Genomic DNA, 22,809 nt, shown 5'->3' with positions numbered 1-22,809 from the left:
CCGCGAGAGCGATGGGGTGGATTTTAAGGGCAGGCTGGGCAGGGGGGAGTATTTTCCTGCGAAAAAAGTTGGGGAAATTATTCCGAAGCGAGGGAAACCAATGGGTTGTCGGGGAAGAAAAAAATTGTCGCCACATTTTATCCCCGCGCAGGCGAGGCATCGCCGGCTGAGGTGAAGGGCGCCCGCCGCCTTCCAACGTGCATCATCCCCACCCCACCCGCGCTCGTCATCCCGGATGTCGGAGCGAAGCGGAGACTGTCCGGGACCCATTCTCGCCTCGCTGAAGCTCCGGCGAAGCGGGCCGGAATGTGGAAGAGTCACGGAATGGGTCCCGGACAAGCCTTCGGCTTTCCGGGATGACGCCCGCGGGTGGGGTGGGCGTTGGGTGGGGTGGGCGCGGATGGGGTGGGGTGGGGATGCACGCAGTGCGCGCATGTCATCGCGCGGTCGGGATGGCACGCGGGTGGTGGGTTTCTTTGAAATGCCGGCGCCCTTTGCCGCACCGGCTGCATAGCTCTTCCAAACGCGTGTTTAAGAAAGGCGCCTTACGCCACCAGGTGCCGGAAGGCCGCCACCACGTCCTCGTAGACCTGCCGCTTGAACGGCACGATGAGCCGCGGCAGCTCCTCCATCGGCTTCCAGGCCCAGGCATCGAACTCCGCCGCATGCCCGCCCGGCGGCGGGTTGATGGCGATCTCGCTTTCCTCGCCTTCGAAGCGGAAGGCGAACCATTTCTGCTTCTGGCCGCGAAAGCGCCCCTTGAGCGCCACGCCGACGAGGTGCTCCGGCAGGTCGTAGGTGATCCAACTGGGGGCCTCGGCAAGCAGCGAGACGCTGCGGATGCCGGTTTCCTCGTAGAGTTCCCGGCGCGCGGCCTTCAGCGGGTCTTCGTCCGCATCGATGCCGCCTTGCGGCATCTGCCACAGCATGGTGGCGCCGTCGAGCTCGTCCCGCGGCTCGACCAGGCGTCGTCCCGCCCACACCGCGCCTGCCGCGTTGAGCACCATGATGCCCACGCAGGGCCGGTACGGCAGGTCTTCCGCCTTGATGTCTTTTTTCTTCATTCCGCCCTCAATTCCTCTCCGGATCCGCGGCCACGGCCGACACGGGCACCAGCTCGATGCCGCGCTTGCGCACCTCGTTCGCCCAGACGGCGACCGCGTCCACCGTCGCCTCCATTGCCGAGCCGCTGCCCACGGCGAAACCGCGCGCCCGCGCGATGCGCTCCAGCTCGTCCAGCTTGTCCAGGATGGCGCCGCGCTCCTTTTCCTGATCGATGACGGTGTCGCCGGCGGCGAAGGGAACCCCCTTGGCCCGTGCCACCTCCTCGGCCACGCTGCGCGCCGACGTGCCGTCGTCGAGATAGGCCAGCCCCCGCTCGGCGAGTTCGCCCATCAAAAGGTCCATCGCCCCCGCGTCGGCGGTGAAGCGCGCGCCGGTATAGTTCACGACGCCCGTATAGTTGGTGATGCGCGACAGCGTCCAGCGCAGGCTTTCAAGGGTCTCGGCCGGCGCCGCGTCGGCGAGCAGCGTGTGCCGGCCGGGATTGTTGTCCGGGTAGCCGAAAGGCTCGAGCGGCACCTGCAGCATGACCTCGTGGCCCTCCTGCCGGGCCGTCTGCATCCACCGCGCGAGGCTGTTGCCCAGCGGCGCGAAGGCCAGAGTGATCTCCGGCGGCAGCTTGGCGATGGCCTCCTGCGTGCCCGTCTGCGAGATGCCGAGCCCGCCGATGACAATGGCGATCCGCGCGCCTCGCGCGCCGGACCAGGGCCGCGCGTAGACATCGAACGGCCGCCGCCCGGCAGCGTCGCGCACCGGCAGCGGCCCGGTTTCCGTCTCCTCGATCAGGGCGCGGTCGGGCAGATGGGCGAAACGCGGGTTCTGCCCAAGCGCCGAAGGATCGCGAATGACGATGACGTTGTCGCCCGAAGAAGGCGCATCCGGATCGACACGGATGATCGAGGCACCTGGCGCGCCGGCGTTCTTCACGGCCGTGCCGTCCGCCTTGTCCCGCACGTCCGCGTGCTCGTCCACGGCGGTTCTCGGCTCGGAGATCGCCATGGGTGGCGGATTGCGGAACGGCCGTTCGCGCAATGCGATAGCGCTGGAACCGGCGAAGATCGCCACCGCGCACAGGATAAGGAAAATCGAGCTTGTCCCCGGCCGCTGCCACCTCGACGCCCCGCGCCCAGCCTTCTCCTGGCCGAGCGGCTGGTCGATGTCGTTGCGAACCGGTTCCATGCGCGCCCGCGTTCCCCCAAGTCCCGCCGCGCGGTCGAGCGGCGGCGCCCCTTGTTAAAGAGGGGCCGCCGGTCCTTCTATTGCTGGTTCATGACCGCCTTGTCGGGATTGGGCGGGAAGGTGGGGTCGGTCTTGTCGCCGCGCAGGAGGTCCAGCGCGTAGCCGAGCTGTTCGTCCTCTTCCGGATCCTGCGGCACGTAGGCGATGGAGCCCGAGCCTTCCTCGCCCTCGGCCTCGCCGCGGATGTGCCCGCGCAGGTCCGATTCGCCGCGCGACACGTCGACACCCTGCAGATCCTCGGGCAGCGGCTGCTCGACCTGGATGTCCGGGGTAATACCCTTGCCCTGGATCGACTGGCCGGACGGCGTGTAATAGAGCGCCGTCGTCAAGCGCAGCGCGCCGTTCTCGCCCAGCGGAATGATCGTCTGCACCGATCCTTTGCCGAAGGACCGGGTGCCGAGCACGGTGGCGCGGCGGTGATCCTGCAGCGCACCGGCGACAATCTCGGAGGCGCTTGCCGAGCCGCCGTTGATCAGCACGATCATCGGCTTGCCATTGGCCAGATCGCCTGGCTGCGACCCGAAGCGGGCGATGTCGCTGGCCTCGCGGCCGCGCGTCGAGACGATCTCGCCGCGGTCGAGGAAGGCATCCGACACATTGACCGCCTGATCGAGCAGGCCGCCCGGATTGAGCCTGAGATCGAGCACATAGCCCTTCAGCTCGTCCTCCGGCACTTCCTTCTGAATGGCCTCCATCGCCTCGCGAAGGTCGTCCGTCGTCTTTTCCGTGAAGGAGGTGACCTTCAGATAGCCGACGTCGCCCTCGACCCGATGCTTGACCGCCTTCACCTTGATGACGTCGCGGACAATGGTGATCTTGATCGGCTTCTGCTGCCCTTGGCGCAGGATCGACAGATCGATCGGCGTGTTCACCGGACCGCGCATCTTGTCGACGGCGTCGCCGAGCGTCATGCCGCGCACCTCTTCGCCGTCGATCTTCTCGATGAGATCGCCCGCGAGCACACCCGCCCGGGCCGCCGGTGTGTCGTCGATGGGTGAGACCACCTTGACGAGCTCGTTCTCCATCGTCACCTCGATGCCGAGGCCGCCGAACTCGCCCTTGGTCTGGACGCGCATGTCCTGCGCCGCATCGGCGTTGAGATAGGACGAGTGCGGATCGAGCGAGGTGAGCATGCCGTTGATGGCGCTCTCCACCAGCTCCTTCTCGTCCGGCGGCGTCACATATTGCGCGCGCACGCGCTCGAAGATGTCGCCGAAGATGGCAAGCTGCCGATAGGTCTCCGTTCCGGCAGCATTGGCCGCCGTGCCGTTCGTCCCGTAGACAAGGCTCACGGCGGATGCGCCAACCAGCGCGCCGGCGAACAGCAACGACAATTTACGTATCATTTCCCGTCCTTCCAGATAACTCCCGCGCCCACCAGGGCTTCGGGTCGACCGGTTTCCCGTCTTTCCTGAACTCAATATATAGCTCCGGCGTGGTGTTGCCCACCGTCGGAGCCGCGATACTCGCTAATCTCGCCTCGCCCATCATGCCCACCGGCTCTCCCGCCAGCACCGATTGTCCGAGTGAGACGTTCAGTCGGTCCATCCCCGCCAGCACGATATGATACCCATCGCCGGGATTGAGGATCAATAGCTGACCGTAGGATCGGAACGGCCCCGCGTAAAGCACCGTTCCATCTGCCGGTGCTGTAACGATTGCGCCCGATTGTGTTCTTAGAATGTCGCCGTTGAGGCTGCTTCCCGCGCTGTCCTCCTCGCCGAAACGGCTGGCGAACCGGCCGGAAACGGGGAACGGCACAAGGCCCTTGCGCTGGGCGAAAGGCAGCGCCTCGGAGAGCTGGCCGGGCCCGGCCTCCTCGCCGTCCTTCATGGCCTCGCGCAAGGTCCCGATCTCGCTTTCCAGCGAGACGATCAGTTCCTGCAGGTTCTGCGCCCGCGCCGCCAGCTCCCCGGCCGCGGCACGCTCCTCCTGCATGCGCGCTTCGGCTTCCGCCCTCGAACGCTGCTTCTCTTTCAAGAGCAGGGTAAGGCGCTCCTGCTCCTCCGCCTGCGCGGTCATTTTTTCGTGAAGCCGCTCCTGCTCGGTGCGGATCGACGTCATCACGCGCGCCAGTTCCTTGAGATCGACGACCAGCATCTCGGTTTCCGCCCGCATCTCCGGCACCACGGCGCCAAGCAGGATGGCGCTGCGCACGGAGGAAAGCGCATCCTCCGGCCGCACGAGGATCGCCGGCGGCGGGTTCAGCCCCATGCGTTGCAGCGCGCCCAGCACCTCGGCGAGCGTGCCGCGGCGGTTTTTCAGCGATCGCCTGAGATCGCCTTCCCGCCGGTCGAGCGTCACCAGCCCGCTTTCGATGTCCTCGATATCCTCGCTGAGCTTGCGCTCGGTCTTGACCGCCTGGATCAGCGCCGCCGTCAGCGCCGCGCTGTCGTCCTTCACCGCGGCTATTTCGGCGGCCAGTTCTTGCTGGCGCCGTTCCGACAGCGCCAGTTCCTGCGACAGGCGCCGATATTCCTCCACGCTCTCGCTCTGGCGCATTTCCAGCCCGTCCAGGCCCTGCGCCCCGGCATGGCGAGGCAGCACGGCGGCGAGCGACACGGCGGCCGCAAGCATGGCCGCCCTCCACCCGGCATGGCTGATCCGTCTCGCTTTCATATGACCGCCGCAGGAAACCTCTTCATCTCCAGTGTAGAGAAGATTTCGTTAACGAAACATCAACCATAGGCCTTCTCGATATACAACCAAAGGTAGATATTTTCGATACGCCAAGCAAGCCGCGCCATATGTGGCCGCCGGCTCAGTCGCGGTGATAGGGATGACCGGCCAGGATCGTCGCGGCCCGGTAAAGCTGCTCGGCCAGCATGACACGAACGAGCTGATGCGGCCAGGTCTGCGCTCCGAAAGACAGGCTCAAAGCCGCCTGGCGGCGCATCGCTTCGTCATGTCCGTCCGGTCCGCCGATGGCGATGGTCAGGCGGCGCTCGCCCGCATCGCGCCAGGCGGCCATCTTTTCGCCGATCTCGCGCGAGGTCAGGTTCCTCCCGCGCTCGTCCAGGAGGACCAACGTGCCGCCGCCAGCGATTTCCGCCAGCCTCTGGCCTTCCTCGCGCTTGCGCTCGGCCGCCGTGCGCGCCCGGCTTTCGGGGCTTTCGCTCACCCCGGCAAACTCCAGGCCCACCGCCGGGCCGGCTTTCGCCAGGCGATCGAAATAGCGCTCGGCGAGATCTTTCTCGGCGTCCGCCTTCATGCGGCCCACCGCATGCACAACGATACGAATTGAACCCTCCTCCCATCTCAGGGCCAATCGCCGGGCCAATCTCGAGAAGGATATTTTCTATCTGAAAGCGCATCCGTCGCGCTGTCCGGGAAACCGGGTTTCCCGAAAAGATCATGCCCGCAGCACGCGAGCGCCGCTCGACGCCGAAGAACATCTCCGCACGGCCGCGGCCATGCGCAACGTCAAGCGATATGCGCGCCCCAGACGGGCGCTAATGTACCGTTTCGTCCTCCAGGTCCGGCGTCTGCCACATCTTCTCGATGTTGTAGAACTCCCGGACCTCCGGGCGAAACACATGAACGATGATGTCGCCCGAATCGATCAACACCCAGTCCGCGCCCGAAAGGCCTTCCACCCGCGCCGCGCCTACGCCGGCGTTTTTGAGCGCACGGATGAGATGCTCCGCTACGGCTGCGACATGACGATGCGAGCGCCCGGAGGCTACGATCATGTAGTCCGCCAGGGGAGACTTGCCATGGATGTCTATGGAAACGATGTCTTCGGCTTTGGAGTCTTCCAGACTCTTGAGCGCTGCGTTTACGGCTCGAGACACGCTGCTTTCAGGCGCCCCGGCCGGCGAAGGCATGATGTCTGCCTTCTTCTGAAGTGCTGTTCTCAGTGTCTTTCCTTTCCAACAAGAACAACGATATCGCACGGCGCATGCCGCACGATACCAATAGATAGGCAGACATGCTTGTCAGTTTCAAGACAAGAGATGTTGTGCGCCGCAAGCATTTGCCCGCTCAGCGGCCTTCCTCCTTGCGCGCCGCGTCGCGCAGCGCGGTCGAGGAAAGCGACGAACGCGGCCCGTGGATGAAGGTCCAGGCGGGCGGCCTGATGCGCGCCAGAAGCGGCGCATCGCTCTCGTCGATGCGCGCATGGCCGAAAGCCTTGGCCATGGTCGAGGAGAGGAAGGAGAGCGTGGCGCCGGGCCGGTCGAAGACGGCGATCGGCACCGTCCGCGCGATATCGCGCCAACGCTCCCAGCGGTGGAAGTCGCGCAGGCTGTCGGCACCCATGATCCAGACGAAATCGACCCCGCTATTGCGCTTTCTGACGAGATCGATCGCATCGGCCGTGTAGCGCACCCGGTAGCCGGCCTCGAAGGCGGTCACCTTGATCCGCGGATCTTCGGCACAGGCCTCCGAAAGCGCGACACGCTCGGACAACGGCGCCAGCCGGCTATTGTCTTTCAGCGGGTTGCCCGGCGTGACGATCCACCAGAGCTGGTCGAGCCGCAAGCGCCTGAGCGCGGTTTCCGCCACCAGGGCATGGCCGGCATGCGGCGGGTTGAAGGAGCCGCCGAACAGCCCCACCGCCATGCCCCTTTCCACATGCGGCATGCGCAGGTAACGCGCCGGCACGTCCTCCCGGGGGAAGCTCATCGCTTCAAGGCCGGGTCTGGCCGGTACCGCGCACGCGGTACTTGAAGGAAGTGAGCTGCTCGACGCCCACCGGGCCCCGCGCGTGCATCTTGCCCGTGGCGATGCCGATCTCCGCCCCCATGCCGAACTCGCCGCCATCAGCGAACTGGGTCGAGGCGTTGTGCAGGAGGATCGCCGAATCGATCTCGTTGAAGAAGCGCTCCACCGCGTGGCCGTCCTCGGCCACGAGGCCTTCCGTATGGTGCGAGGAATAGGTCTCGATGTGCTGTATGGCATCGGCCACGCCATCCACGAGCTTCACCGAAATGATGGCGTCGAGATATTCCGTATGCCAGTCCTCCTCGCTCGCGGGGTGGGCGGTGGGAAAGCGGGCACGCACATCTTTATCGCCGCGGATTTCGCAGCCTGCCTCGGCGAGCGCCTCCAGTATCGGAACCAGATGCGTGTCCGCCGCCGCACGGTCGACCAGCAGCGTTTCCGCCGCCCCGCAGATGCCGGTGCGCCGCATCTTCGCGTTGACGGCGATGGAAACCGCCATGTCGAGCTTCGCCGACTTGTCGATATAGAGATGGCAGATGCCTTCCAGATGCGCGAAGACCGGCACCCGCGCCTCGCTCTGCACCCGTTCGACCAGGCTCCTGCCGCCGCGTGGCACGATGACGTCGAGGTTGCCGCCAAGCCCCTTCAGCATTTCGCCGACGGCGGCGCGGTCCGTCACCGGCACGCGCTGGATCGCGTCCTCGGGCAGGCCCGCCTTGCGCAGCCCTTCAACAAGGCACGCATGGATGGCGGCCGACGAATACGCCGAATCGGAGCCGCCGCGCAGGATCACCGCGTTGCCCGCCTTCAGGCACAGCGCGCCGGCGTCCGCCGTCACGTTGGGCCGGCTTTCATAGATGACGCCGATGACGCCGAGCGGCGTGCGCACCCGCTCGATATGCAGGCCGTTGGGCCGGTCCCATTCGGCGATGACGCTGCCCACCGGATCGTTCAGCCCGGCGATGGCACGGATGCCCTCGGCCATCGCGGCGATGCGCTGGCTGTCGAGCTTCAGCCGGTCCATCAGCGCCGCCGAAAGGCCCGCCGCCTTGCCCTTCTCCATGTCCCTGGCATTGGCCGCGAGGATATCGCCCTCGCGCGCGGCAAGCGCCTCGGCCATGGCGAGGAGCGCGGCGTTCTTCGTTTCCGACGGGGCGGCGGCGAGCGGACGGGCGGCGGCGCGGGCCCGCGCGCCGAGATCGGCCATCAGCGCGGCGACGTCCTCGTCCGCATGTTCACGCGCCTTCAACATTCTGTCCCTCCACCTCACGCTCGCCCGCCGGCGGCGACAACACCAGGTCGTCGCGGTGCACCATGGCCGCGCGCGCCTCGTAGCCGAGCACGGCGGCGATGTCGCCCGTCTTGAGCCCGGCGATCTTTACGGCATCGGCGGCATCGTAGGCAACCAGCCCGCGCCCCGCCTCGTGCCCGTCAGGCCCGACGATGGCGACCGTATCGCCGCGCGAAAACGCACCGGAAACCGACCTCACACCCGCCGGCAGCAGGCTTTTGCCCGAGCGCAGCGCCTTCAGGGCGCCCTCGTCGACACCGATCCTACCTGCCGGCTCCAACTGCCCGGCGATCCAGGTCTTGTAGGCGCGCACCGGCGTGCGGCTTGCCCTGAAGAGGGTGGCCCGCGCGCCCTGCTCGATGGCCGCCAGCGAATTCATCTCCTTGCCGGAGGCGATGATCATGGCCGTGCCGGCGGCAGTGGCGATACGCCCGGCGTCGAGCTTGGTGCGCATGCCGCCGCGCGAGAACTCGGATGCCGCATCGCCGGCCATGCCCATGATCTCCGGCGTGATCGCCTCGACCACGGGAATGAAACGCGCGTCCGCGTCGCGCTCGGGCGCCGCCGTATAAAGCCCGTCCACGTCCGACAGCAGGATGAGCAGGTCGCTGCCCATCATGGTGGCGACGCGCGCGGCCAACCGGTCGTTGTCGCCATAGCGGATTTCGCTGGTCGCCACAGTGTCGTTTTCGTTGATGACCGGCACCGCCTTCATCTTCAGGAGCGTCGAGATGGTTGCACGTACGTTGAGATAGCGCCGCCGCTCCTCCGTATCGCCCAGCGTCATCAGCACCTGGCCGGAGGTGAGCCCGTGGCGGCCGAGTTCGCCGGCCCAAGCGCCAGCCAGCGCAATCTGGCCCACTGCCGCCGCCGCCTGGCTTTCCTCCAGCCTGAGCGTCCGCTTGCCGAGCCCCAGCACCGTACGGCCGAGGGCGACGGCGCCGGAGGAGACCACCATCACCTCCGCACCCGCCGAGACAAGCCGCGCGATATCGTCGACAAGCGCCGCCAGCCACGCCCGCTTCAACCCCGCAGTCCGGTCGACCAGGAGCGCCGAGCCGATCTTCACGGTCACGCGGCGGTAGGATGTGAGCGAGAGACGGCTCATCGCGACACTCCCTCACGAGCGAGCATTTCAAACCTCGTCATTTCTGCCACCGCTCGTCCACCGTCTCCGCCGCCGCTTCCTCCCCGCGCGCCTCCTCCACCACCCGCATCAACGCACGCAGCACCTCCTGCACGCCTTCACCCGTTGCCGCGGAAAGCAGATGCGCCTTACGCCCCGCCGCTTGGCTCAGCGCTGCCAGCTTCTCCGCCCGCGCCTCTTCGCCAAGCAAATCGGCCTGGCTCAGCGCCAGCACCTCGGGCTTCTCCTCCAGCCCATGGCCATAGGCCGCAAGCTCCCCGCGCACCGTGGCGTAGGCCTGCGCCACGTCCTCCTCCTGCGCGGAGACGAGATGCAGCAGCACCCGCGTGCGCTCCACATGGCCGAGGAAGCGGTCGCCGATGCCCACACCCATATGCGCGCCCTCGATGAGGCCGGGGATATCGGCCATCACGAATTCCCGAGCGTCGATGCGCACCACGCCCAGATTGGGATGCAGCGTGGTGAAGGGATAATCGGCGATCTTCGGCTTGGCCGCAGTGACCGCGGCCAGGAACGTCGACTTGCCGGCATTGGGCAGGCCCACCAATCCGGCATCGGCGATCAGCTTCAACCTCAGCCAGATCCAGCGCTCTTCCCCCGGCAGGCCGGGGTTGGCGCGGCGCGGCGCCTGGTTTGTCGAGGATTTGAAGTGCTGGTTGCCGAAGCCGCCATTGCCGCCGGAGGCGAGCCGATAGCGCTGCCCCACCTCGGTCAAGTCGCAGATCGGCGTCTCATTGTCGTCTTCGTAGACCTGCGTGCCCACCGGCACCTTCAGCACCACGTCGGCGCCCTTGGCGCCGGTGCGGTTGCGGCCCATCCCGTGGGTGCCGGGCCTGGCCTTGAAATGCTGCTGGTAACGGTAGTCGATCAGGGTGTTGAGGCCGTCCACCGCTTCCACCCACACGTCGCCCCCGCGCCCGCCGTCGCCGCCGTCGGGCCCGCCGAACTCGATGAATTTCTCGCGCCGGAACGATACCGAGCCCGCCCCGCCGTCGCCGGAGCGGATATAGACCTTGGCCTGATCGAGAAACTTCATGGGGCAGTGCCTTCCGTTCTTCGGCCTCCCTCTAGCGCATCGCGCGGCAAAGCGCGAGGGCGGCGAACCCGCTCGACGCCATCATCCCGGAAGCCGTAGCCCGCAGGGCGGAGGCTGTCCGGGACCCATTCTCGCCTCGCTGAAGCTCCGGCGAAGCGGGCCGGAGCGTCGATGTCACGGAATGGTCCCGGCTCTCGCTTCCGCCTTCGCCCTACTGGCTTCGGCGGACAGGTCGCTCGGCCGGGATCACGGCGCGAACAGCATCCCGCCTATCCGCCCCAGCTTCTGAGGCTCACCCAGGTCTTGCGGTCGAGTTGATAGCGCTCCACCGGCACCTTGCCGGCCACCACGGAGTCCATCATGCCCTGGCTGATATACTGGAACCCGCACTTGTGGATGACGCGGCGCGAAGCGCTGTTGATGACGCGGCACGAGACATGCAGCCGGTCGACATCGGTCGCCCTGAAGGCAAGATCGACCAACGCATGCGCCACCTCCGTCGCATAGCCGCGCCTCCAGTAGGGCTCGCCGAACCAGTAGCCGAGCTCCAGCCCGTATTGCCTGGTGTCGAGCCCGGCGCAGCCGATGAAGGCGCCGCTGTCGGCGAGCGCCACCGCATAATGGCACCCCGAGCGCTCGCGCGAGCGGCTGCCGCGCACGAAGGCCCGTGCGTCCGCTTCACTGTAGGGGTAGGGCATGCGCGAGAGCATTTCGGCCACGCGCCGGTTGTTGGCCAGCTCCGCCAACTCCGGGATGTCGTCCTCGTGCGGTGGGCGTAGTACCAGCCGCTCGGTGACGAGAACGGGACACTCTATACTCAGACTTTCACTCTCGACCTCTTCAGTTTCAGCAACCATTTCTCTTCCTCCGGACAAAAATAAAGGGGAGATGGCAACCCATCTCCCCTGAACCTTTTCCGGATTTTCCGGACACCGGCCCCCAAGATGGGTTGCCGGTGTTTTGGTGCGGAACCGGCTACTCCGCTGCGTCCATAATCGGGTTTACCGACACGTAGGTTCGGCCGTTGGCTTTCTTGGCGAAGGACACTGCGCCCGCCTCGAGCGCGAAGAGCGTATGGTCCTTGCCGAGGCCAACATTGGCGCCGGGGTGCCACTTCGTCCCGCGTTGACGCACGATGATGTTGCCGGCGAGCACTTTCTCGCCGCCGAACTTCTTCACGCCAAGGCGCTTGGACTCCGAGTCGCGCCCGTTGCGCGAGGAACCGCCAGCTTTCTTGTGTGCCATGACTCTACTCCTTTGCGCCCGCCAGGAGCGCCTTCATTTCCCTTATGAACGCACACGCGTTCATTTGCAAATCGTTTGCCTCAGGCCAGTGGCCCGACCTTTATTGCGCCAGCGCCTTGGCCTGCTCGCGCCAGTCCTGGATCTGGTCGGCGCTGAAGGGCATGGCCTCGTCGATCTTCGCGATATCCTCGTCGGACAGCGCGGCGATCTGCGCGAAGGTGGCGATCCCCTGCTCGTTGAGCTGGCTGGCGGCCACCGGGCCGATGCCCTTGATCTTGGTGAGATCGTCGGCCTCGCCCTTGGGCGCCGTGAACAGCGGCTTGGCGGTCTTCTCGGCCTTGGCTTCCGCCGGCTCGGCCGCCTTTTCCTTCGGCGCCGCCTTGGCCTTGGCGGGCTTTTCCTCGGCCTTCGCCGCCGGCTTCTCTTCCGCCTTCGGCGCGGGCTTTGCCGCCTTCTTGGAAGGCTTGGCACCGCCCAGGAGGATCTCGGAGATGCGCACCGTCGTCAGAAGCTGGCGATGGCCGCGCTTGCGGCGCGAGTTCTGGCGCCGGCGCTTCTTGAAGGCGATGACCTTCGGCCCGCGGCCCTGCTCGACCACTTCCGCCGCCACGCTGGCACCGTCGATGAAGGGCACGCCGATGGTCACGTCCTCGCCTTCGCCCACGGCAAGCACGCTGCCGAATTGGATAATCTCGCCAGGCTCGCCGGCGACCCTTTCGACCTGCAGGAGGTCCTCGGCGGCGACGCGGTACTGCTTGCCGCCGGTTTTGATGACTGCGAACATCTTTCTTGCCTTTCAGTGTCCGGTCCGGCTTGGTCTGCCCCTTGCGGAGCTGGACCTGCCGTCTTTTTGTCAGTCGTTTCAGCTCGTTGTGAGCCCTCGGCGTGAGCCCTATGAGCCCACGAAATAAGCGGCGCGGAGAATCCTCCGCGCCGCAGATGGCAAACTTATACTGAACGAGGGCGGAGCGGTCAAGGCAAAGCGGCAAATTGCGCCGTAAAATGGCCTTGTAACAAAATTGGTTCGCCGCTATCTAAGCGCCGCTGCATTCGGGCGCTCTGTGCGCCCGCGCGGAGAGGTGGCTGAGTGGTTGAAAGCACCGCACTCGAAATGCGGCATACTCGCAAGGGTATCGGGGGTTCGAATCCCTCCCTCTCCGCCATTCGCCGCCGATTGCACGATTCTCTGCGGGATGGCTACCTAATCGCCGCCGATCGCCGCACGAAAAATATCCGCCATTCCCCTTCTTCAGTCATTGGCTGGGAACGCCGATAGCCACCGATTTCCCTCCTTCTGCGGCAACAATGGTTCTTGGCATCTGGTAGCAGCAAGCCGACATCATCGCTAATGGTCAGGCCCGAACGGTTTCGGTTAGTGCGGGAACAAGTACCTCGTTTGTGAGCTGCCTGATCGTTCTGGCCTGCTTGCCTGAAATTGCTTGAACCGCGTCGGTGGTGAAATCGCCCCAGCCACGTGAATAGGCCAGGAGGTATTCGTGAGAGCCTTGGGCGAACCATTCACCCAAGCCCATATCCCTGACACTTTGGGCAATAGCTTCAGACAACTCTTGAGCGATTTCGTGGAAAGAAACCGAAGCCGGCCCCGTAAGATCATAAGTGTTGCCGTCCCAAGCTGAACTGAGCAGGGCGCACATGGCGACATCGGCAATATCGCGCGTATCGATCATGCCGAGCCTGGCATTGCCAGCAGCGGCGTAGGGGGTGTCCTGCGCCTTCAGGGTAGGCACGTCCGCCAGCAGGTTCTGCATAAAAAGTGAGGCCGCAGGATGACGCTCGCAATGCCGCAAGCGCGAAGCTCGTCATCGGTCCGGCCGTGTAGCCTGTTATTGTCGGACGGGCCATCGGGCCCGGCGAGGAGGGCCGAGATTCGTACGATCCGCTTGATACCCGCCCGTTTTGCCGCCGCAAGTCCCGCGCTTGCCCAACCGGTGGCGTGCTTGTGTGGCGGTGTCACGAGAAGAAGCGTCTCGACGCTGGCGAAGGCCTTGTCTAGCGCCCCCGGATCTTCGAAGCTGGCAATGACTGTTCCTGCGCCTTGCTTTCCGAGCGCTACCTCCTTGTCAGGTGAACGAACCATTGCGCGGACAGACTGGCCTTGCTCGAGAAGCGATGGAATGAGGTGCTGCACGATCTTGCCGGTCGCGCCCGTAATGAGAATTGTCATGGTTGTCTCCTGGGTCGGCGCACTGGCGCCATAATCGCTCAGTCTTCGGGGAGGAATGCCTGGTTGTAGACCACTTCCCACAGATGACCGTCCGGATCCTGGAAATAACCCGTATAGCCACCCCAAAAGGACTTCTGGGCCGGCTTTATCAGACGAGCGCCGGCCGCGACGGCATGGTCCATCACAGCATCGACCTCGCTCTCGCTCATGACGTTGTGGCCGAGGGTGAATTCCGTCGAACTGGGTTCGGCCTTTTCGATTCCCGCGTCGTGCGCGATGTCGGCACGCGGAAACAAGGCCAGCTTGACGCCGTTCTGAAGATCGAAGAAGGCGACAGCCCCGTGCTCGAACTCCTTGCCGATGATACCTTCTGTCGGCAGCCCCAGGCCATCGCGGTAGAACTTCAGCGATGCCTCCAAATCGTTGACACCGATTGTGATCACACTGATTCTAGGTTTCATGATTACTCTCACTGGCTGTTGCTTTATGGTTCCGAAGGCCTGTCACGCCGGGTTGCGGGTTCAACTTGAGCCAGGGCGAGCCCGAGTTCTTGAAGAATTCGGCCAACATTGTCGCGCATGGGACAGACGATGCAGCCAGTGCCGGCGGGTACTATCGGTAACTTTCGTGAACGGCCGGTTTCGCCGGGCCTGCGCGAAATTTTTACCGCGCTGTGGATACACAAGATGCCGCAGGACCGGGCGCCGCCGATCATCGTGGCCCCGGACGGCGCTATCGATCTGCAGTGGATCGATGGCGTCCTTCGGGTTGCTGGCCCCGACAAGGAGGCGAACACCGAGATCGTACCCGCAGGTGCGACTGTCATCGGGTTTCGCTTTCGTCCCGCCGCCGCTGCAGCGTGGTTGCGGATTCCCGCAAACGAGCTCGTTGGTCAGCGGCCGGCGCTTGAGGACCTCTGGGGTTCGAAAGCGACCCGCCTTGCGAACCAAATCTGGAAGTCGCAGAAAGACGGCAACGCAGTCGCCGCGATCGAGGCTGTCCTAGCTGAAAACGCGGCAGATGGGCCGACCGATGCGGCCATGAGCGCGGCCTATGCCCTTATCGAAGCAGGTCCGCCTCCGGGCGTGCCGCTTGTTCCGTGGCTGGCGCGTTCGCTCGCCATGAGCGAGCGAACGCTGCGCAGGCGCTTCGACGAGAGCTACGGCTATGGCCCGAAGACGCTCGAGCGCATTCTGCGTTATCAGCGCTTCCTAAGGCTTTCACGAACGTCGCAATCGCCGACGGCGGTAATGGCAGCTGAAGTTGGCTACTCCGATCAAGCGCACCTGGTGCGAGAAAGCAGACGCCTCGCCGGTATCACGCCGAAAGGATATCGTCGCACCAAATTTAGAGAGACCCGATGATGGTCACTTGCCCTGCGTGGTGGGGCTTCTGGATGTTGCACATTGCGCAATGTACAATGGAAGGAAGCAGATATGACCATTTCCACGAAATACATTGGTCTTGATGTCCATAGGGACACGATATCGATTGCGGTCGCCGATGAAGCCAGGAACCGGGAAATCCGTTTCTTCGGGACGGTCGCCAATGACGGCGAGGCGCTGCACAAGGCGCTAACGAGCATCGGGAAAGACGGTGCGACGCTGAAGGTCTGCTACGAATCCGGGCCCTGTGGGTTCGTGATCCATCGCTTCCTGACGAAGCTCGGGATCGATTGCGTCGTGATCTCGCCATCCTCGATGCCGCGACGGCCGAACGATCGGGTGAAGACCGACCGCCGCGATGCGCAGACGCTGGCCCGGCTTTTGCGCGCCGGCGAACTCACCGCCGTCTGGGTGCCGGACGAAGCGCATGAGGCGATCCGCGACGTGGTGCGGGCGCGCCGGCAGGCCAAGCAGGAACTCGTGTCGGCGAAGAACACGTTGAAGAGCTTCTTGCTGCGGCACGACCGCCGCTTTCCAGGTAAGGCCATATGGGGCCGGATGCACTGGCGCTGGCTCTCGGACCAGCGCTTCGCCTTTCCCCACCAGCAGTTTGTCTATGAGGAATACAAGCGCGCATCCAGGAACTGGAGGAGCGCTGCGACCGCCTGGAGCAGGTGCTGGCCGCTGGCACCGATCGTCACGGCGCTTCAGGCGCTACGCGGGATCAAGTTCATCGCGGCTGTCACGCTGGTGGCGGCGATCGGCGATCTGCATCGCTTTGACAGCCCGAAGCAGTTGATGGCTTGGCTGGGTCTTGTGCCGGCCGAGCATTCCAGCGGAACGCGGACGAGGCGCGGCGAACTTACCCGGACCGGCAACGCCGCTGCGCGCGCCATACTGATCGAATCCGCATGGCAATACCGCTACCCTGCGCGGGAGGGGCGAGCACTGCGAGAACGCAATGCCAGGCTGCCCGATCACATCCGGGCCATCGCCTGGAAAGCGCAGACCCGGCTGTGCGCCAAGTTCCTACTTCGTCCCTCTGCGTTGCAGGCCACAAAAATGGGGCAGGAATCCAATGCTTCCATGTCAGGAATGACACGCGATGTGTTTGGGTGACACGAGTGCAGCATCTGGCGATGACCTAGATTCCCAACGACGCTCCGCAGTTCCATGCTCAGCGTGGTGGCAAAACCGCCTGATCGGTGAAGAAGACATCCGTAAGCAGCGACCGCATGGCGATCAGGCCGTTTGTGTTGTCGATCATGTCCGATGTGATGGAAGGCTGCACCAGCAGGATGGCGAGAACCGAACGCACGACTGATATGTCGGTTCGGAAGCGTTCGCCGAATGCCGCGCCGTCCGGGAAGCCCGGCCCCTGATCTAGCGCCTTTTCGAGATCGTCGAGCGCTGCGCTGAAGCGCTTGAGGTAGCGGCGGATCTGGCTTTCGCCGCTGCCTTCCACCATCTCATGCTTCCTGCCCTGGGCGGCATAGGCCAGCATGAACTCATAGGACTCCTCGATGCGGTCGAAAGCGTCACGCATTGCGGCGGCTTGCGTCATCCGGTCGGTCATGAATTGCCCTTTCTGGCTTTTTCCGGCCCCTGCCCGCTGATCATGGCGGCAAGAAAGCTCCTGTGCTCGGGAAGGAGCGCGAAGTAGACGTGAAGGATGAACAGAAACAACAGCATCAGGGCCGCGGCCCCGTGAATGACGTAGATGATCCCCCAGGTGTAGTCGGTCAGGATCGATGGATCGCGCCGCCAGAAGATCGTGTCGATCTTGGCGAGCATGATGAGACCCGTTGCCAGAAGAACCAGAACGGTGGTGGCCGCGGCGAGGTGAAAGCCCTTCTGGAAGGCATCGTACTTCGCCTCCGTGAGAGCCTCCCGGCCGGCGCCTCGTGTGGCACGCCCGATTTCGCGGATGTCGTCGCCCCGCGGGACCATTTCCCACACGCCGTGGACGAAGAACACGCGAAAGAGATGGAAGAGCACGAGAGGCGCCAGAACCACGCCGGACGTCCAGTGCAGCGGCACCCAGTCGAACCTGTATCCGAGGATCGGCAGGAAGGCGGTCGCCCCCAGCAAAATGACACAGGCCGCCATCCCCCAGTGAAAAAGTCGATCGGCAAGGCGGTGGCGCACGCCCTGATGCCGGATCGGAGTATTCATGCGTTCCTGTTCCTTTGGATTTTGTCGAGGAGGTGGTGGCGCCGGGCGGAAGGTCAGCCCATCCGGCGCAGTGTCCTTATGACAAGATGCAGGATGATCACGGCGGCGGCGGCCGCGACCGGAAGCCAGAGGATATCCCAGTTCACGCCGACAAGCATCCTCTGGCCGAAGGCGTCCTGCGTATGCCGGAGAAACTCCATGGCCTACGCCAGGGACCGGATCGCGCGCATGGCGAGGTTTTCCATCAGCGGAACCTTGAAGTGGTTGAAGTTCAGGGGCTCCGCGCCCCGCGCCGCCACGCGCTTGACGAGCGTTTCCAGTTCCTCGCCCGGGGTTTCCCCGCGCACCAGGCTCTCCACGTCGGTCAGCCGCCGCGGTGTGCATTGCACGGCACCGCAGACCATCGAGATATCGGAGATTGCGCCGGCGTCCACGGTCGCCGCCATGGCGATGTTGGCGAGCGCGAAATCCCACGTGTTGCGGTCGGCCACCTTCTCGAAATACTGGCGCGATCCGGCCCATTTGCCGGGAACGCGGATGCCGACGAGAATGTCGCCCGGCTCCAGGCTGGTCATGCGGGTGATGTCGATGTCGGGGCCGATGAAGAAATCGGCGGCCGCCACCTCGCTCCGGTCTCCACGCCGCTCGACGATGAACATCGCTTCGAGTGCGCTCAGCGCGATTGCCGTATCCGAAGGCGTCACCGCCACGCAGCGGCTTACGCCGAAGAGAGCATGCTCGCGGTTCATCGCCGTGGGCGTGTTGGCGTAGCAGGTGTTGCCCCCGGCCCGGTAGCAGGGAAAGCCGTCGCGATAGTAGGTGCAGCGCGTGTCCTGCGAGACATTGCCGCCGATGGTTCCCTTGTTGCGGATCTGCGGCGAGGCGACCCGCAACGCCGCCTGCGCCAGAACGGGAAAGCGGCTTTGCACCGCTTCGCTTTCGTTCACCTCGGTGAGCGTGGTCGTCGCGCCGATCCAAAGGCCGCGATCGTCCTCCTCGCGGATGCCGTGCAGGTCGGGAATGTTGGCGATGTCGACGACCACCGAGGGCTGCTTCACCCGGTGTTTGAACCAGTCGAGGCTGTCCATGCCGCCGGCGATGATCCAGGCATCTTCGTGATCGCCGAGGATGGCCTGAGCGTCCGCCAGTGTGGCCGGCTGGAAGAGCTCGAAATTGTGCATCACGTCAGTCATTATGTCCTCCTCCCGCGCTCGCTCACACGGTGTTCGTGGCAAGCGGCTTGTGGGACTGCGGCCGCCCTTCGGCGGCATTCAGGATCATGTCGGTCACGACCGGCGTCCGGTTGAACAGGTGTCCGCCAAGCGCATCCGAGATGGCACAAATCAGCGCCGAGGACGCAGCCCCCTCCAGAGGCTCGCCGATGCCCTTGGTGCCCATCGGGCTCTGGGTGTCGGGCTGGTCGACCGCCGCCCAGTTCATCTGCGCGGGCATGTCCAGATAGGTCTTCGGCTTTGCCTGATAGAGCGCCTGGGCGTTGGGCCGGCCATATTGCGGGTCGTAAACGTGCCGCTCCGACGTGGCGAGGCCGAAGCCCATCATTGCGCCGCCGCGCACCTGCGCGGCCAGCCCCATCGGATGGATGACCGTGCCGCAGTCGGCGACGCAGTGATAGTCGAGGATCTCGAACTTTCCGGTCTCGACATCGACATCCACCTCGATGAATGCGGCCGCCAGGGCCGGAACCGTGGCGTCCTTCGGCAGGTTGTCCTTGGCTACGCCGACCAGGCCCGTACCGGCGATGGCGCTGGCGGAAGCCTGGGTCATCGGGTGGATATCGTCGGGAATCTCATGACCGTCGTACCGGCCACCCATCTCGATGGCCTTCTGCGCGGCTTCGGCAAAGGACATGCCGGCACTCTCGTCGCCGGTCTTCACCACCCGCTCGTCCTTCAGCTCATAGTCCTCCGCGCTACCACCCAGGGTGGCAGCTGCGATCTCCTTGAGCTTCTGGGCGGCATCCATCGCGGCGACATAGTTCGTCCGCGCCATGGTGAAGTTGGTGTTGGACCCGAACTGGCCGAGATTCCACGGCACATGCTTGGTGGTGCCGCCATACTCCAGCACGACGTGGTCCCACTCATAGCCGAGGGCCTCCGCGGCGATGCGCGAGGTCGAGGCATAGGAGAAGGTCCCGAGATTGCCGACACCGGTATGCACGTGCAACGCCCCGTCGGGGGTGATGCGCACCAGCCCGTCGAATCCGTTCGAGCCAGCGGTGTGATAGGCCTCTCCGATGCCGTAGCCGCGCACCTTGGAGCCGTTGCGCATGCCGGATTGTTTCGAGCGTTCTGTCCAGTTGAAGGCCTCCGCACCCATCTCCAGGGCCTCCCTCAGGTAGGCGGAGGTCACCGGGCCCTGTTCGTGGCCGTATTTGGCGCCGACGCCGCCACCAGGCGCGTTGGCGAGCCTGAGCGCAAGCCGGTCGATGCCAAGTTCGCGCGCGGCCTTGTCCAGAAGCGGTTCCAGCATGTTCGCCGCTTGGTTTTCGCCAGGACCGCGCTGCGGACCCTTGGGCACGGTGTTGGTCAGCACCGGCGTGGCGCGGAAACGGGCCGCTTCAGGCTGGAAGACAATGACGGCGGCAGACCCGACATTGTTGAAATCCGGAAAGCCCGAGGTTGGGCCGAGATCCTGGACGACGTAGATGTCGGCTGCCAGCATGCGCCCTTCCTGACTGAAGCCGAGCTTCGCCCAGCCCTGGAAGCCGGCGCGGGCAGAGCCGTTATTGTATTCCTCGTTGCGGGTGACGCGCAGCAGGCACGGTCGGCCGTTAAGCTTGCGCGACACTACCGCCGGAAGGGCCATCAGCGGGTAGGTCGTGCCTTTGCCGCCGAAGCCGCCACCGCAGAACTCCGAAACCAGGACCAGATCCGACAGCTCGATGCCAATCAGGTTGGCAAGGCCCGGCTGCGCGAAGGCGGTCGACTGGGTGGATCCCCAGACATGGCACTTGCCGCCCTCCCAGTAGGCCGCAGCGGAGCGGGGCTCCATCGCATGGTGGGCGTTCGAGGCATGCACGAAGCTTTCCTCGACGATGACGGCGGAATTGGCGAAGCCGGCCTCCACGTCGCCGAAGCTCCATTCCACGGGTGCCTCGCCGCGGGGCAAGGCGTTCTCGTCGGCCAGGGCGAAGTCGCGGCCGGACCACTTCAGTTCCTGAGCGTCGATGTCGCTGCCGGCGACGTTCAAGCCGTCGAGCGCGTTCGGCCCATCGGGCTGAAGGCTTTCAAGCGGATCGGTCACGAAGGGCAGAAGTTCCATGTCCATCCGAACCGCGGCGATGGCATCGGCAGCCGCCTGTTCGGTCTCGGCCGCGATCGCCAGGATAGGTTGGCCGAAATAGGTCGGCTCGCTGGTGAGGATCGGAAAGCCGACCGGCGAGTCGGGCTGTTTCACCTCTTCTGGCAGCAGCGCGGCGAGAAACCCCGGAATCTTTTCCGCCTCGCTCAGGTCAATGCTGTTGACCCGGCCATGCGGCATGGGCGAGCCGTAGAACTTGACATGCGCCATGCCGTCGGCACGGAAATCCTCGGCATAGTCGGCCGCGCCGGTGACCTTGGCTTCGATGTCGGGCGGAATGAAGTTCTTACCGATAAGTTTGTAAGCCATGGCTTCACACCCTCTCTGCGGCCTTCATGACGCCGCGCAGGTAGTGGTCGTAGGCGCCGCACCGGCAGAGGTTTCCGGACATCGCCAGCCGCGCTTCTTCGATCGTCGGGTTCGGATTCCGGTTCAAGAGCGCAACTGCGCTCACGACCTGGCCGGGCGTACAGAAACCGCATTGCGGGCCGATCTCCTCGATAAAGGCCTGCTGCACCGGGTGCAGCGTGCCGTCCTCTCCAGCAATGCCTTCCACGGTCGTGATCTCGCTGTCGCGGACACGGTGGGTGAGTGTCGAACAGGAATAGATCGTGGTCCCGTCGGCGATCACCGTGCAGGCCCCGCATTCGCCCTGATTGCAACCGATCTTAGTGCCGGTCAGCCCGAGGCGGTAGCGAAGCGTGGTCGCGAGTGTTTCGTTCGGCGCCACCTCCACGCTGTGCGTGCGGCCGTTGACGGTGAGACGCACCAACCGCTCCACGGCACGGGTGTCAGCCCGCGCTGGCGTGGTAGCAGAGAACAGATAGGCCGAGCCGCCGATCACGACGCCGGAACAGACGACGCCGCGCAGAAAATTGCGCCGCGACATATGCAGCGGTCGCCACGAGGAAGTCTCCCCGTCACGTCCGTGCTTCGGCCTCGGTGCCGGCCCCGGCACATAGTCGACCGTCGGATCGTAAGGTCCGTAAGTTTCCATGGGTGGCTCCTCCCAGTCATGCGGCCTGGCAGGATGAGCGCGTATCCCTGTAAGGCCGCGTCAGTGTGTTGCCCACACTCTGACGGAATACTAGACTCTCAAGTGAGTTGAGACAATGTGTCGAAGGATTTTCGGCATGAGAGGACACAATAGTGTGATAATAGCGATCCTGAACATCGGCTCCGTTCGTGCGCGGCAGATCTTTAAGGGTCTTAAAACTGGACTTATATATTCAAGTTTTATTGTTTCGATGACACTTTTCTGTCCTTCGCCAAGCTATGCAGATCGCCATTGTCTGCCATCGCTGGAGGCGTTCTATGGCGCGCGATACGTACTGCGGGACGAATCCCTAGCCTGTCCTGCAGCGCTGGAGGAGGCCTTCGAAGCGCTCCAATCCGCCTTTGACCATGCAACCGCCTGCGGGTGCAGCGAACTTGCCTCAGCCATGCAGGCTCTCATCGAGAAAGCCGGCGACGATGGGGCCAGTTGCCGGAGCCGCGCCACAGATATCCTGGGCCAGACAGAGCGGGTGAAGGCCCTCATCGAAGTGTGCCACCACTGATGTGCATCAGACTCGACCTGGTGCTCCACAGGAGGAAATCGCCTGTTCGAATCTGAATGCGAGTTCGGAAGCCAACCTGGCTCGAAGGAAGCACCGATGATGGACGACATAATGAATCTTCGCGCGCTTGTGGAGAAGACACCTGGATGAAGCGTTGATCAGAGCGACGTTCTCGGGCTTGCTGGCATGGTGTTGAACAAAGCGCCTGAAAGCCTTGCTAAGCCTTGCTCTCAACCAGAGAACCAACGCCCATGATGCCGACATGGCCACTGGCTGACGCAGCAAGAGCTTCTTGTAGCGGCGGGAACACGCCGAACAGCGGCACGGAGCTATCTTGTCTGATCTCATCCAGCACCAGGATGGATGGCGCGTTCGACGCGACAACGATGGCATCCGAAACCCTTCACCACGACAGACATCCGCACGCTTGCCGCGAAAGGCGCACTCTGCCGTGAGCCGACATTCGCGACGGAACGTTCATCGGGATGGTGCGGCGTTG

25 protein-coding genes and 1 tRNA gene are annotated in these 22,809 nt (G+C 64.6%); 4 read left to right on the top strand and 22 right to left on the bottom strand.

Annotated elements, in window-relative coordinates:
- Nucleotides 1-545 precede the first annotated feature (545 nt).
- From GM910_RS10810 to GM910_RS10750, 13 genes are all read right to left on the bottom strand, one after another.
- Nucleotides 546-1,064, bottom strand: coding sequence for an RNA pyrophosphohydrolase (locus tag GM910_RS10810; RefSeq protein WP_159587560.1), 519 nt, complete (start codon nt 1,062-1,064; stop codon nt 546-548).
- 7 nt (nt 1,065-1,071) lie between these two features.
- Nucleotides 1,072-2,241: a divergent polysaccharide deacetylase family protein gene (locus GM910_RS10805; protein ID WP_159587559.1), complete on the bottom strand. Its 1,170-nt coding sequence runs from the start codon at nt 2,239-2,241 to the stop codon at nt 1,072-1,074.
- A 77-nt stretch (nt 2,242-2,318) separates the two neighbouring features.
- Nucleotides 2,319-3,647: a S41 family peptidase gene (locus GM910_RS10800; protein WP_159587558.1), complete on the bottom strand. Its 1,329-nt coding sequence runs from the start codon at nt 3,645-3,647 to the stop codon at nt 2,319-2,321.
- On the bottom strand, nt 3,637-4,878 hold the full coding sequence (locus GM910_RS10795) for a murein hydrolase activator EnvC family protein (protein ID WP_159587557.1): 1,242 nt from the start codon (nt 4,876-4,878) through the stop codon (nt 3,637-3,639). Before GM910_RS10795 ends, GM910_RS10800 begins: the two co-directional genes overlap by 11 nt.
- A gap of 184 nt (nt 4,879-5,062) precedes the next feature.
- Complete coding sequence (gene rlmH, locus GM910_RS10790) at nt 5,063-5,542, bottom strand: 23S rRNA (pseudouridine(1915)-N(3))-methyltransferase RlmH (protein WP_159587627.1); 480 nt, start codon at nt 5,540-5,542, stop codon at nt 5,063-5,065.
- A 211-nt stretch (nt 5,543-5,753) separates the two neighbouring features.
- The gene (gene rsfS / locus GM910_RS10785) at nt 5,754-6,128 is read right to left on the bottom strand and encodes a ribosome silencing factor (protein WP_159587556.1); all 375 of its coding nucleotides are present in this window, start codon (nt 6,126-6,128) and stop codon (nt 5,754-5,756) included.
- A 157-nt stretch (nt 6,129-6,285) separates the two neighbouring features.
- On the bottom strand, nt 6,286-6,927 hold the full coding sequence (locus tag GM910_RS10780) for a nicotinate-nucleotide adenylyltransferase (protein ID WP_246225992.1): 642 nt from the start codon (nt 6,925-6,927) through the stop codon (nt 6,286-6,288).
- Nucleotides 6,928-6,931: 4 nt separating this feature from the next.
- Nucleotides 6,932-8,218, bottom strand: coding sequence for a glutamate-5-semialdehyde dehydrogenase (locus GM910_RS10775; protein ID WP_159587555.1), 1,287 nt, complete (start codon nt 8,216-8,218; stop codon nt 6,932-6,934).
- The gene (gene proB / locus GM910_RS10770) at nt 8,202-9,365 is read right to left on the bottom strand and encodes a glutamate 5-kinase (RefSeq protein WP_159587554.1); all 1,164 of its coding nucleotides are present in this window, start codon (nt 9,363-9,365) and stop codon (nt 8,202-8,204) included. The genes GM910_RS10775 and proB overlap by 17 nt, the downstream gene beginning before the upstream one ends.
- A 37-nt stretch (nt 9,366-9,402) precedes the next feature.
- Nucleotides 9,403-10,440 (bottom strand): GTPase ObgE, encoded by a 1,038-nt coding sequence (gene obgE, locus GM910_RS10765; protein WP_159587553.1) that lies wholly within the window; start codon nt 10,438-10,440, stop codon nt 9,403-9,405.
- A 269-nt stretch (nt 10,441-10,709) separates the two neighbouring features.
- A complete protein-coding gene (locus GM910_RS10760; protein WP_159587552.1) occupies nt 10,710-11,297 on the bottom strand; it encodes a GNAT family N-acetyltransferase in 588 nt (195 codons plus the stop codon).
- Between the two features lie 118 nt (nt 11,298-11,415).
- Nucleotides 11,416-11,685: a 50S ribosomal protein L27 gene (rpmA, locus tag GM910_RS10755; RefSeq protein WP_159587551.1), complete on the bottom strand. Its 270-nt coding sequence runs from the start codon at nt 11,683-11,685 to the stop codon at nt 11,416-11,418.
- A gap of 100 nt (nt 11,686-11,785) precedes the next feature.
- A complete protein-coding gene (locus GM910_RS10750; protein WP_159587550.1) occupies nt 11,786-12,469 on the bottom strand; it encodes a 50S ribosomal protein L21 in 684 nt (227 codons plus the stop codon).
- 289 nt (nt 12,470-12,758) lie between these two features.
- Between GM910_RS10750 and GM910_RS10745 the strand changes: the two genes are divergently transcribed.
- Nucleotides 12,759-12,848, top strand: a tRNA-Ser gene (locus tag GM910_RS10745).
- Between the two features lie 189 nt (nt 12,849-13,037).
- Here GM910_RS10745 and GM910_RS10740 read toward each other — a convergent pair.
- From GM910_RS10740 to GM910_RS10730, 3 genes are read right to left on the bottom strand one after another with little or no spacing between them, the layout of a single operon-like run.
- On the bottom strand, nt 13,038-13,454 hold the full coding sequence (locus tag GM910_RS10740; protein ID WP_159587548.1) for a Rossmann-fold NAD(P)-binding domain-containing protein: 417 nt from the start codon (nt 13,452-13,454) through the stop codon (nt 13,038-13,040).
- A complete protein-coding gene (locus tag GM910_RS10735; protein ID WP_159587546.1) occupies nt 13,421-13,870 on the bottom strand; it encodes an SDR family oxidoreductase in 450 nt (149 codons plus the stop codon). The genes GM910_RS10740 and GM910_RS10735 overlap by 34 nt, the downstream gene beginning before the upstream one ends.
- 38 nt (nt 13,871-13,908) lie before the next feature.
- Nucleotides 13,909-14,331, bottom strand: coding sequence for a VOC family protein (locus GM910_RS10730; protein ID WP_159587544.1), 423 nt, complete (start codon nt 14,329-14,331; stop codon nt 13,909-13,911).
- 129 nt (nt 14,332-14,460) lie between these two features.
- On the opposite strand from GM910_RS10730, the gene GM910_RS10725 reads away from it, so the two are divergent.
- Both GM910_RS10725 and GM910_RS10720 read left to right on the top strand, forming a co-directional pair.
- Entirely contained in the window at nt 14,461-15,234 is a 774-nt protein-coding gene (locus tag GM910_RS10725) for a helix-turn-helix domain-containing protein (RefSeq protein WP_159587543.1), read from the top strand.
- Between the two features lie 72 nt (nt 15,235-15,306).
- Nucleotides 15,307-16,374, top strand: a complete 1,068-nt coding sequence (locus tag GM910_RS10720; RefSeq protein WP_159587541.1) for an IS110 family RNA-guided transposase — start codon at nt 15,307-15,309, stop codon at nt 16,372-16,374.
- A 58-nt stretch (nt 16,375-16,432) separates the two neighbouring features.
- Here GM910_RS10720 and GM910_RS10715 read toward each other — a convergent pair whose 3' ends face one another.
- From GM910_RS10715 to GM910_RS10690, 6 genes are read right to left on the bottom strand one after another with little or no spacing between them, the layout of a single operon-like run.
- A complete protein-coding gene (locus GM910_RS10715) occupies nt 16,433-16,831 on the bottom strand; it encodes a hypothetical protein (protein WP_159587539.1) in 399 nt (132 codons plus the stop codon).
- Complete coding sequence (locus tag GM910_RS10710) at nt 16,828-17,430, bottom strand: cytochrome b/b6 domain-containing protein (protein ID WP_159587537.1); 603 nt, start codon at nt 17,428-17,430, stop codon at nt 16,828-16,830. The genes GM910_RS10715 and GM910_RS10710 overlap by 4 nt, the downstream gene beginning before the upstream one ends.
- A gap of 53 nt (nt 17,431-17,483) precedes the next feature.
- A complete protein-coding gene (locus tag GM910_RS10705) occupies nt 17,484-17,630 on the bottom strand; it encodes a hypothetical protein (RefSeq protein ID WP_159587536.1) in 147 nt (48 codons plus the stop codon).
- 3 nt (nt 17,631-17,633) lie between these two features.
- A complete protein-coding gene (locus GM910_RS10700) occupies nt 17,634-18,623 on the bottom strand; it encodes an FAD binding domain-containing protein (RefSeq protein WP_159587534.1) in 990 nt (329 codons plus the stop codon).
- Between the two features lie 22 nt (nt 18,624-18,645).
- Complete coding sequence (locus tag GM910_RS10695; RefSeq protein WP_159587532.1) at nt 18,646-21,060, bottom strand: xanthine dehydrogenase family protein molybdopterin-binding subunit; 2,415 nt, start codon at nt 21,058-21,060, stop codon at nt 18,646-18,648.
- Between the two features lie 4 nt (nt 21,061-21,064).
- On the bottom strand, nt 21,065-21,748 hold the full coding sequence (locus GM910_RS10690; protein WP_343032981.1) for a (2Fe-2S)-binding protein: 684 nt from the start codon (nt 21,746-21,748) through the stop codon (nt 21,065-21,067).
- Nucleotides 21,749-21,902: 154 nt separating this feature from the next.
- Between GM910_RS10690 and GM910_RS10685 the strand changes: the two genes are divergently transcribed.
- Nucleotides 21,903-22,310, top strand: a complete 408-nt coding sequence (locus GM910_RS10685) for a hypothetical protein (protein WP_159587530.1) — start codon at nt 21,903-21,905, stop codon at nt 22,308-22,310.
- Nucleotides 22,311-22,809 lie beyond the last annotated feature (499 nt).

The sequence above is a fragment of the Chelativorans xinjiangensis genome (assembly GCF_009812055.1).
GTDB classification, from domain to species: Bacteria; Pseudomonadota; Alphaproteobacteria; order Rhizobiales; family Rhizobiaceae; genus Chelativorans; species Chelativorans xinjiangense.
The sequence above is the reverse complement of the archived record's forward strand: the minus strand, read 5'-3'. Positions and strand labels throughout refer to the sequence as shown.

Bases quoted from the DNA above. Each gene is read 5' to 3' on its own strand.
- GM910_RS10720 (WP_159587541.1), top strand. From the start codon at position 15,307: ATGACCATTTCCACGAAATACATTGGTCTTGATGTCCATAGGGACACG.
- GM910_RS10795 (WP_159587557.1), bottom strand. From the start codon at position 4,878: ATGCTTGCGGCCGCCGTGTCGCTCGCCGCCGTGCTGCCTCGCCATGCC.
- GM910_RS10750 (WP_159587550.1), bottom strand. From the start codon at position 12,469: ATGTTCGCAGTCATCAAAACCGGCGGCAAGCAGTACCGCGTCGCCGCC.
- GM910_RS10805 (WP_159587559.1), bottom strand. From the start codon at position 2,241: ATGGAACCGGTTCGCAACGACATCGACCAGCCGCTCGGCCAGGAGAAG.
- GM910_RS10710 (WP_159587537.1), bottom strand. From the start codon at position 17,430: ATGAATACTCCGATCCGGCATCAGGGCGTGCGCCACCGCCTTGCCGAT.
- rpmA (WP_159587551.1), bottom strand. From the start codon at position 11,685: ATGGCACACAAGAAAGCTGGCGGTTCCTCGCGCAACGGGCGCGACTCG.
- GM910_RS10695 (WP_159587532.1), bottom strand. From the start codon at position 21,060: ATGGCTTACAAACTTATCGGTAAGAACTTCATTCCGCCCGACATCGAA.
- GM910_RS10725 (WP_159587543.1), top strand. From the start codon at position 14,461: ATGCAGCCAGTGCCGGCGGGTACTATCGGTAACTTTCGTGAACGGCCG.
- GM910_RS10715 (WP_159587539.1), bottom strand. From the start codon at position 16,831: ATGACCGACCGGATGACGCAAGCCGCCGCAATGCGTGACGCTTTCGAC.
- obgE (WP_159587553.1), bottom strand. From the start codon at position 10,440: ATGAAGTTTCTCGATCAGGCCAAGGTCTATATCCGCTCCGGCGACGGC.
- GM910_RS10760 (WP_159587552.1), bottom strand. From the start codon at position 11,297: ATGGTTGCTGAAACTGAAGAGGTCGAGAGTGAAAGTCTGAGTATAGAG.
- rsfS (WP_159587556.1), bottom strand. From the start codon at position 6,128: ATGCCTTCGCCGGCCGGGGCGCCTGAAAGCAGCGTGTCTCGAGCCGTA.
- GM910_RS10700 (WP_159587534.1), bottom strand. From the start codon at position 18,623: ATGACTGACGTGATGCACAATTTCGAGCTCTTCCAGCCGGCCACACTG.
- GM910_RS10775 (WP_159587555.1), bottom strand. From the start codon at position 8,218: ATGTTGAAGGCGCGTGAACATGCGGACGAGGACGTCGCCGCGCTGATG.
- proB (WP_159587554.1), bottom strand. From the start codon at position 9,365: ATGAGCCGTCTCTCGCTCACATCCTACCGCCGCGTGACCGTGAAGATC.
- GM910_RS10690 (WP_343032981.1), bottom strand. From the start codon at position 21,748: ATGGAAACTTACGGACCTTACGATCCGACGGTCGACTATGTGCCGGGG.
- GM910_RS10705 (WP_159587536.1), bottom strand. From the start codon at position 17,630: ATGGAGTTTCTCCGGCATACGCAGGACGCCTTCGGCCAGAGGATGCTT.
- GM910_RS10800 (WP_159587558.1), bottom strand. From the start codon at position 3,647: ATGATACGTAAATTGTCGTTGCTGTTCGCCGGCGCGCTGGTTGGCGCA.
- GM910_RS10735 (WP_159587546.1), bottom strand. From the start codon at position 13,870: ATGACAATTCTCATTACGGGCGCGACCGGCAAGATCGTGCAGCACCTC.
- GM910_RS10810 (WP_159587560.1), bottom strand. From the start codon at position 1,064: ATGAAGAAAAAAGACATCAAGGCGGAAGACCTGCCGTACCGGCCCTGC.
- GM910_RS10740 (WP_159587548.1), bottom strand. From the start codon at position 13,454: ATGCAGAACCTGCTGGCGGACGTGCCTACCCTGAAGGCGCAGGACACC.
- GM910_RS10730 (WP_159587544.1), bottom strand. From the start codon at position 14,331: ATGAAACCTAGAATCAGTGTGATCACAATCGGTGTCAACGATTTGGAG.
- GM910_RS10780 (WP_246225992.1), bottom strand. From the start codon at position 6,927: ATGAGCTTCCCCCGGGAGGACGTGCCGGCGCGTTACCTGCGCATGCCG.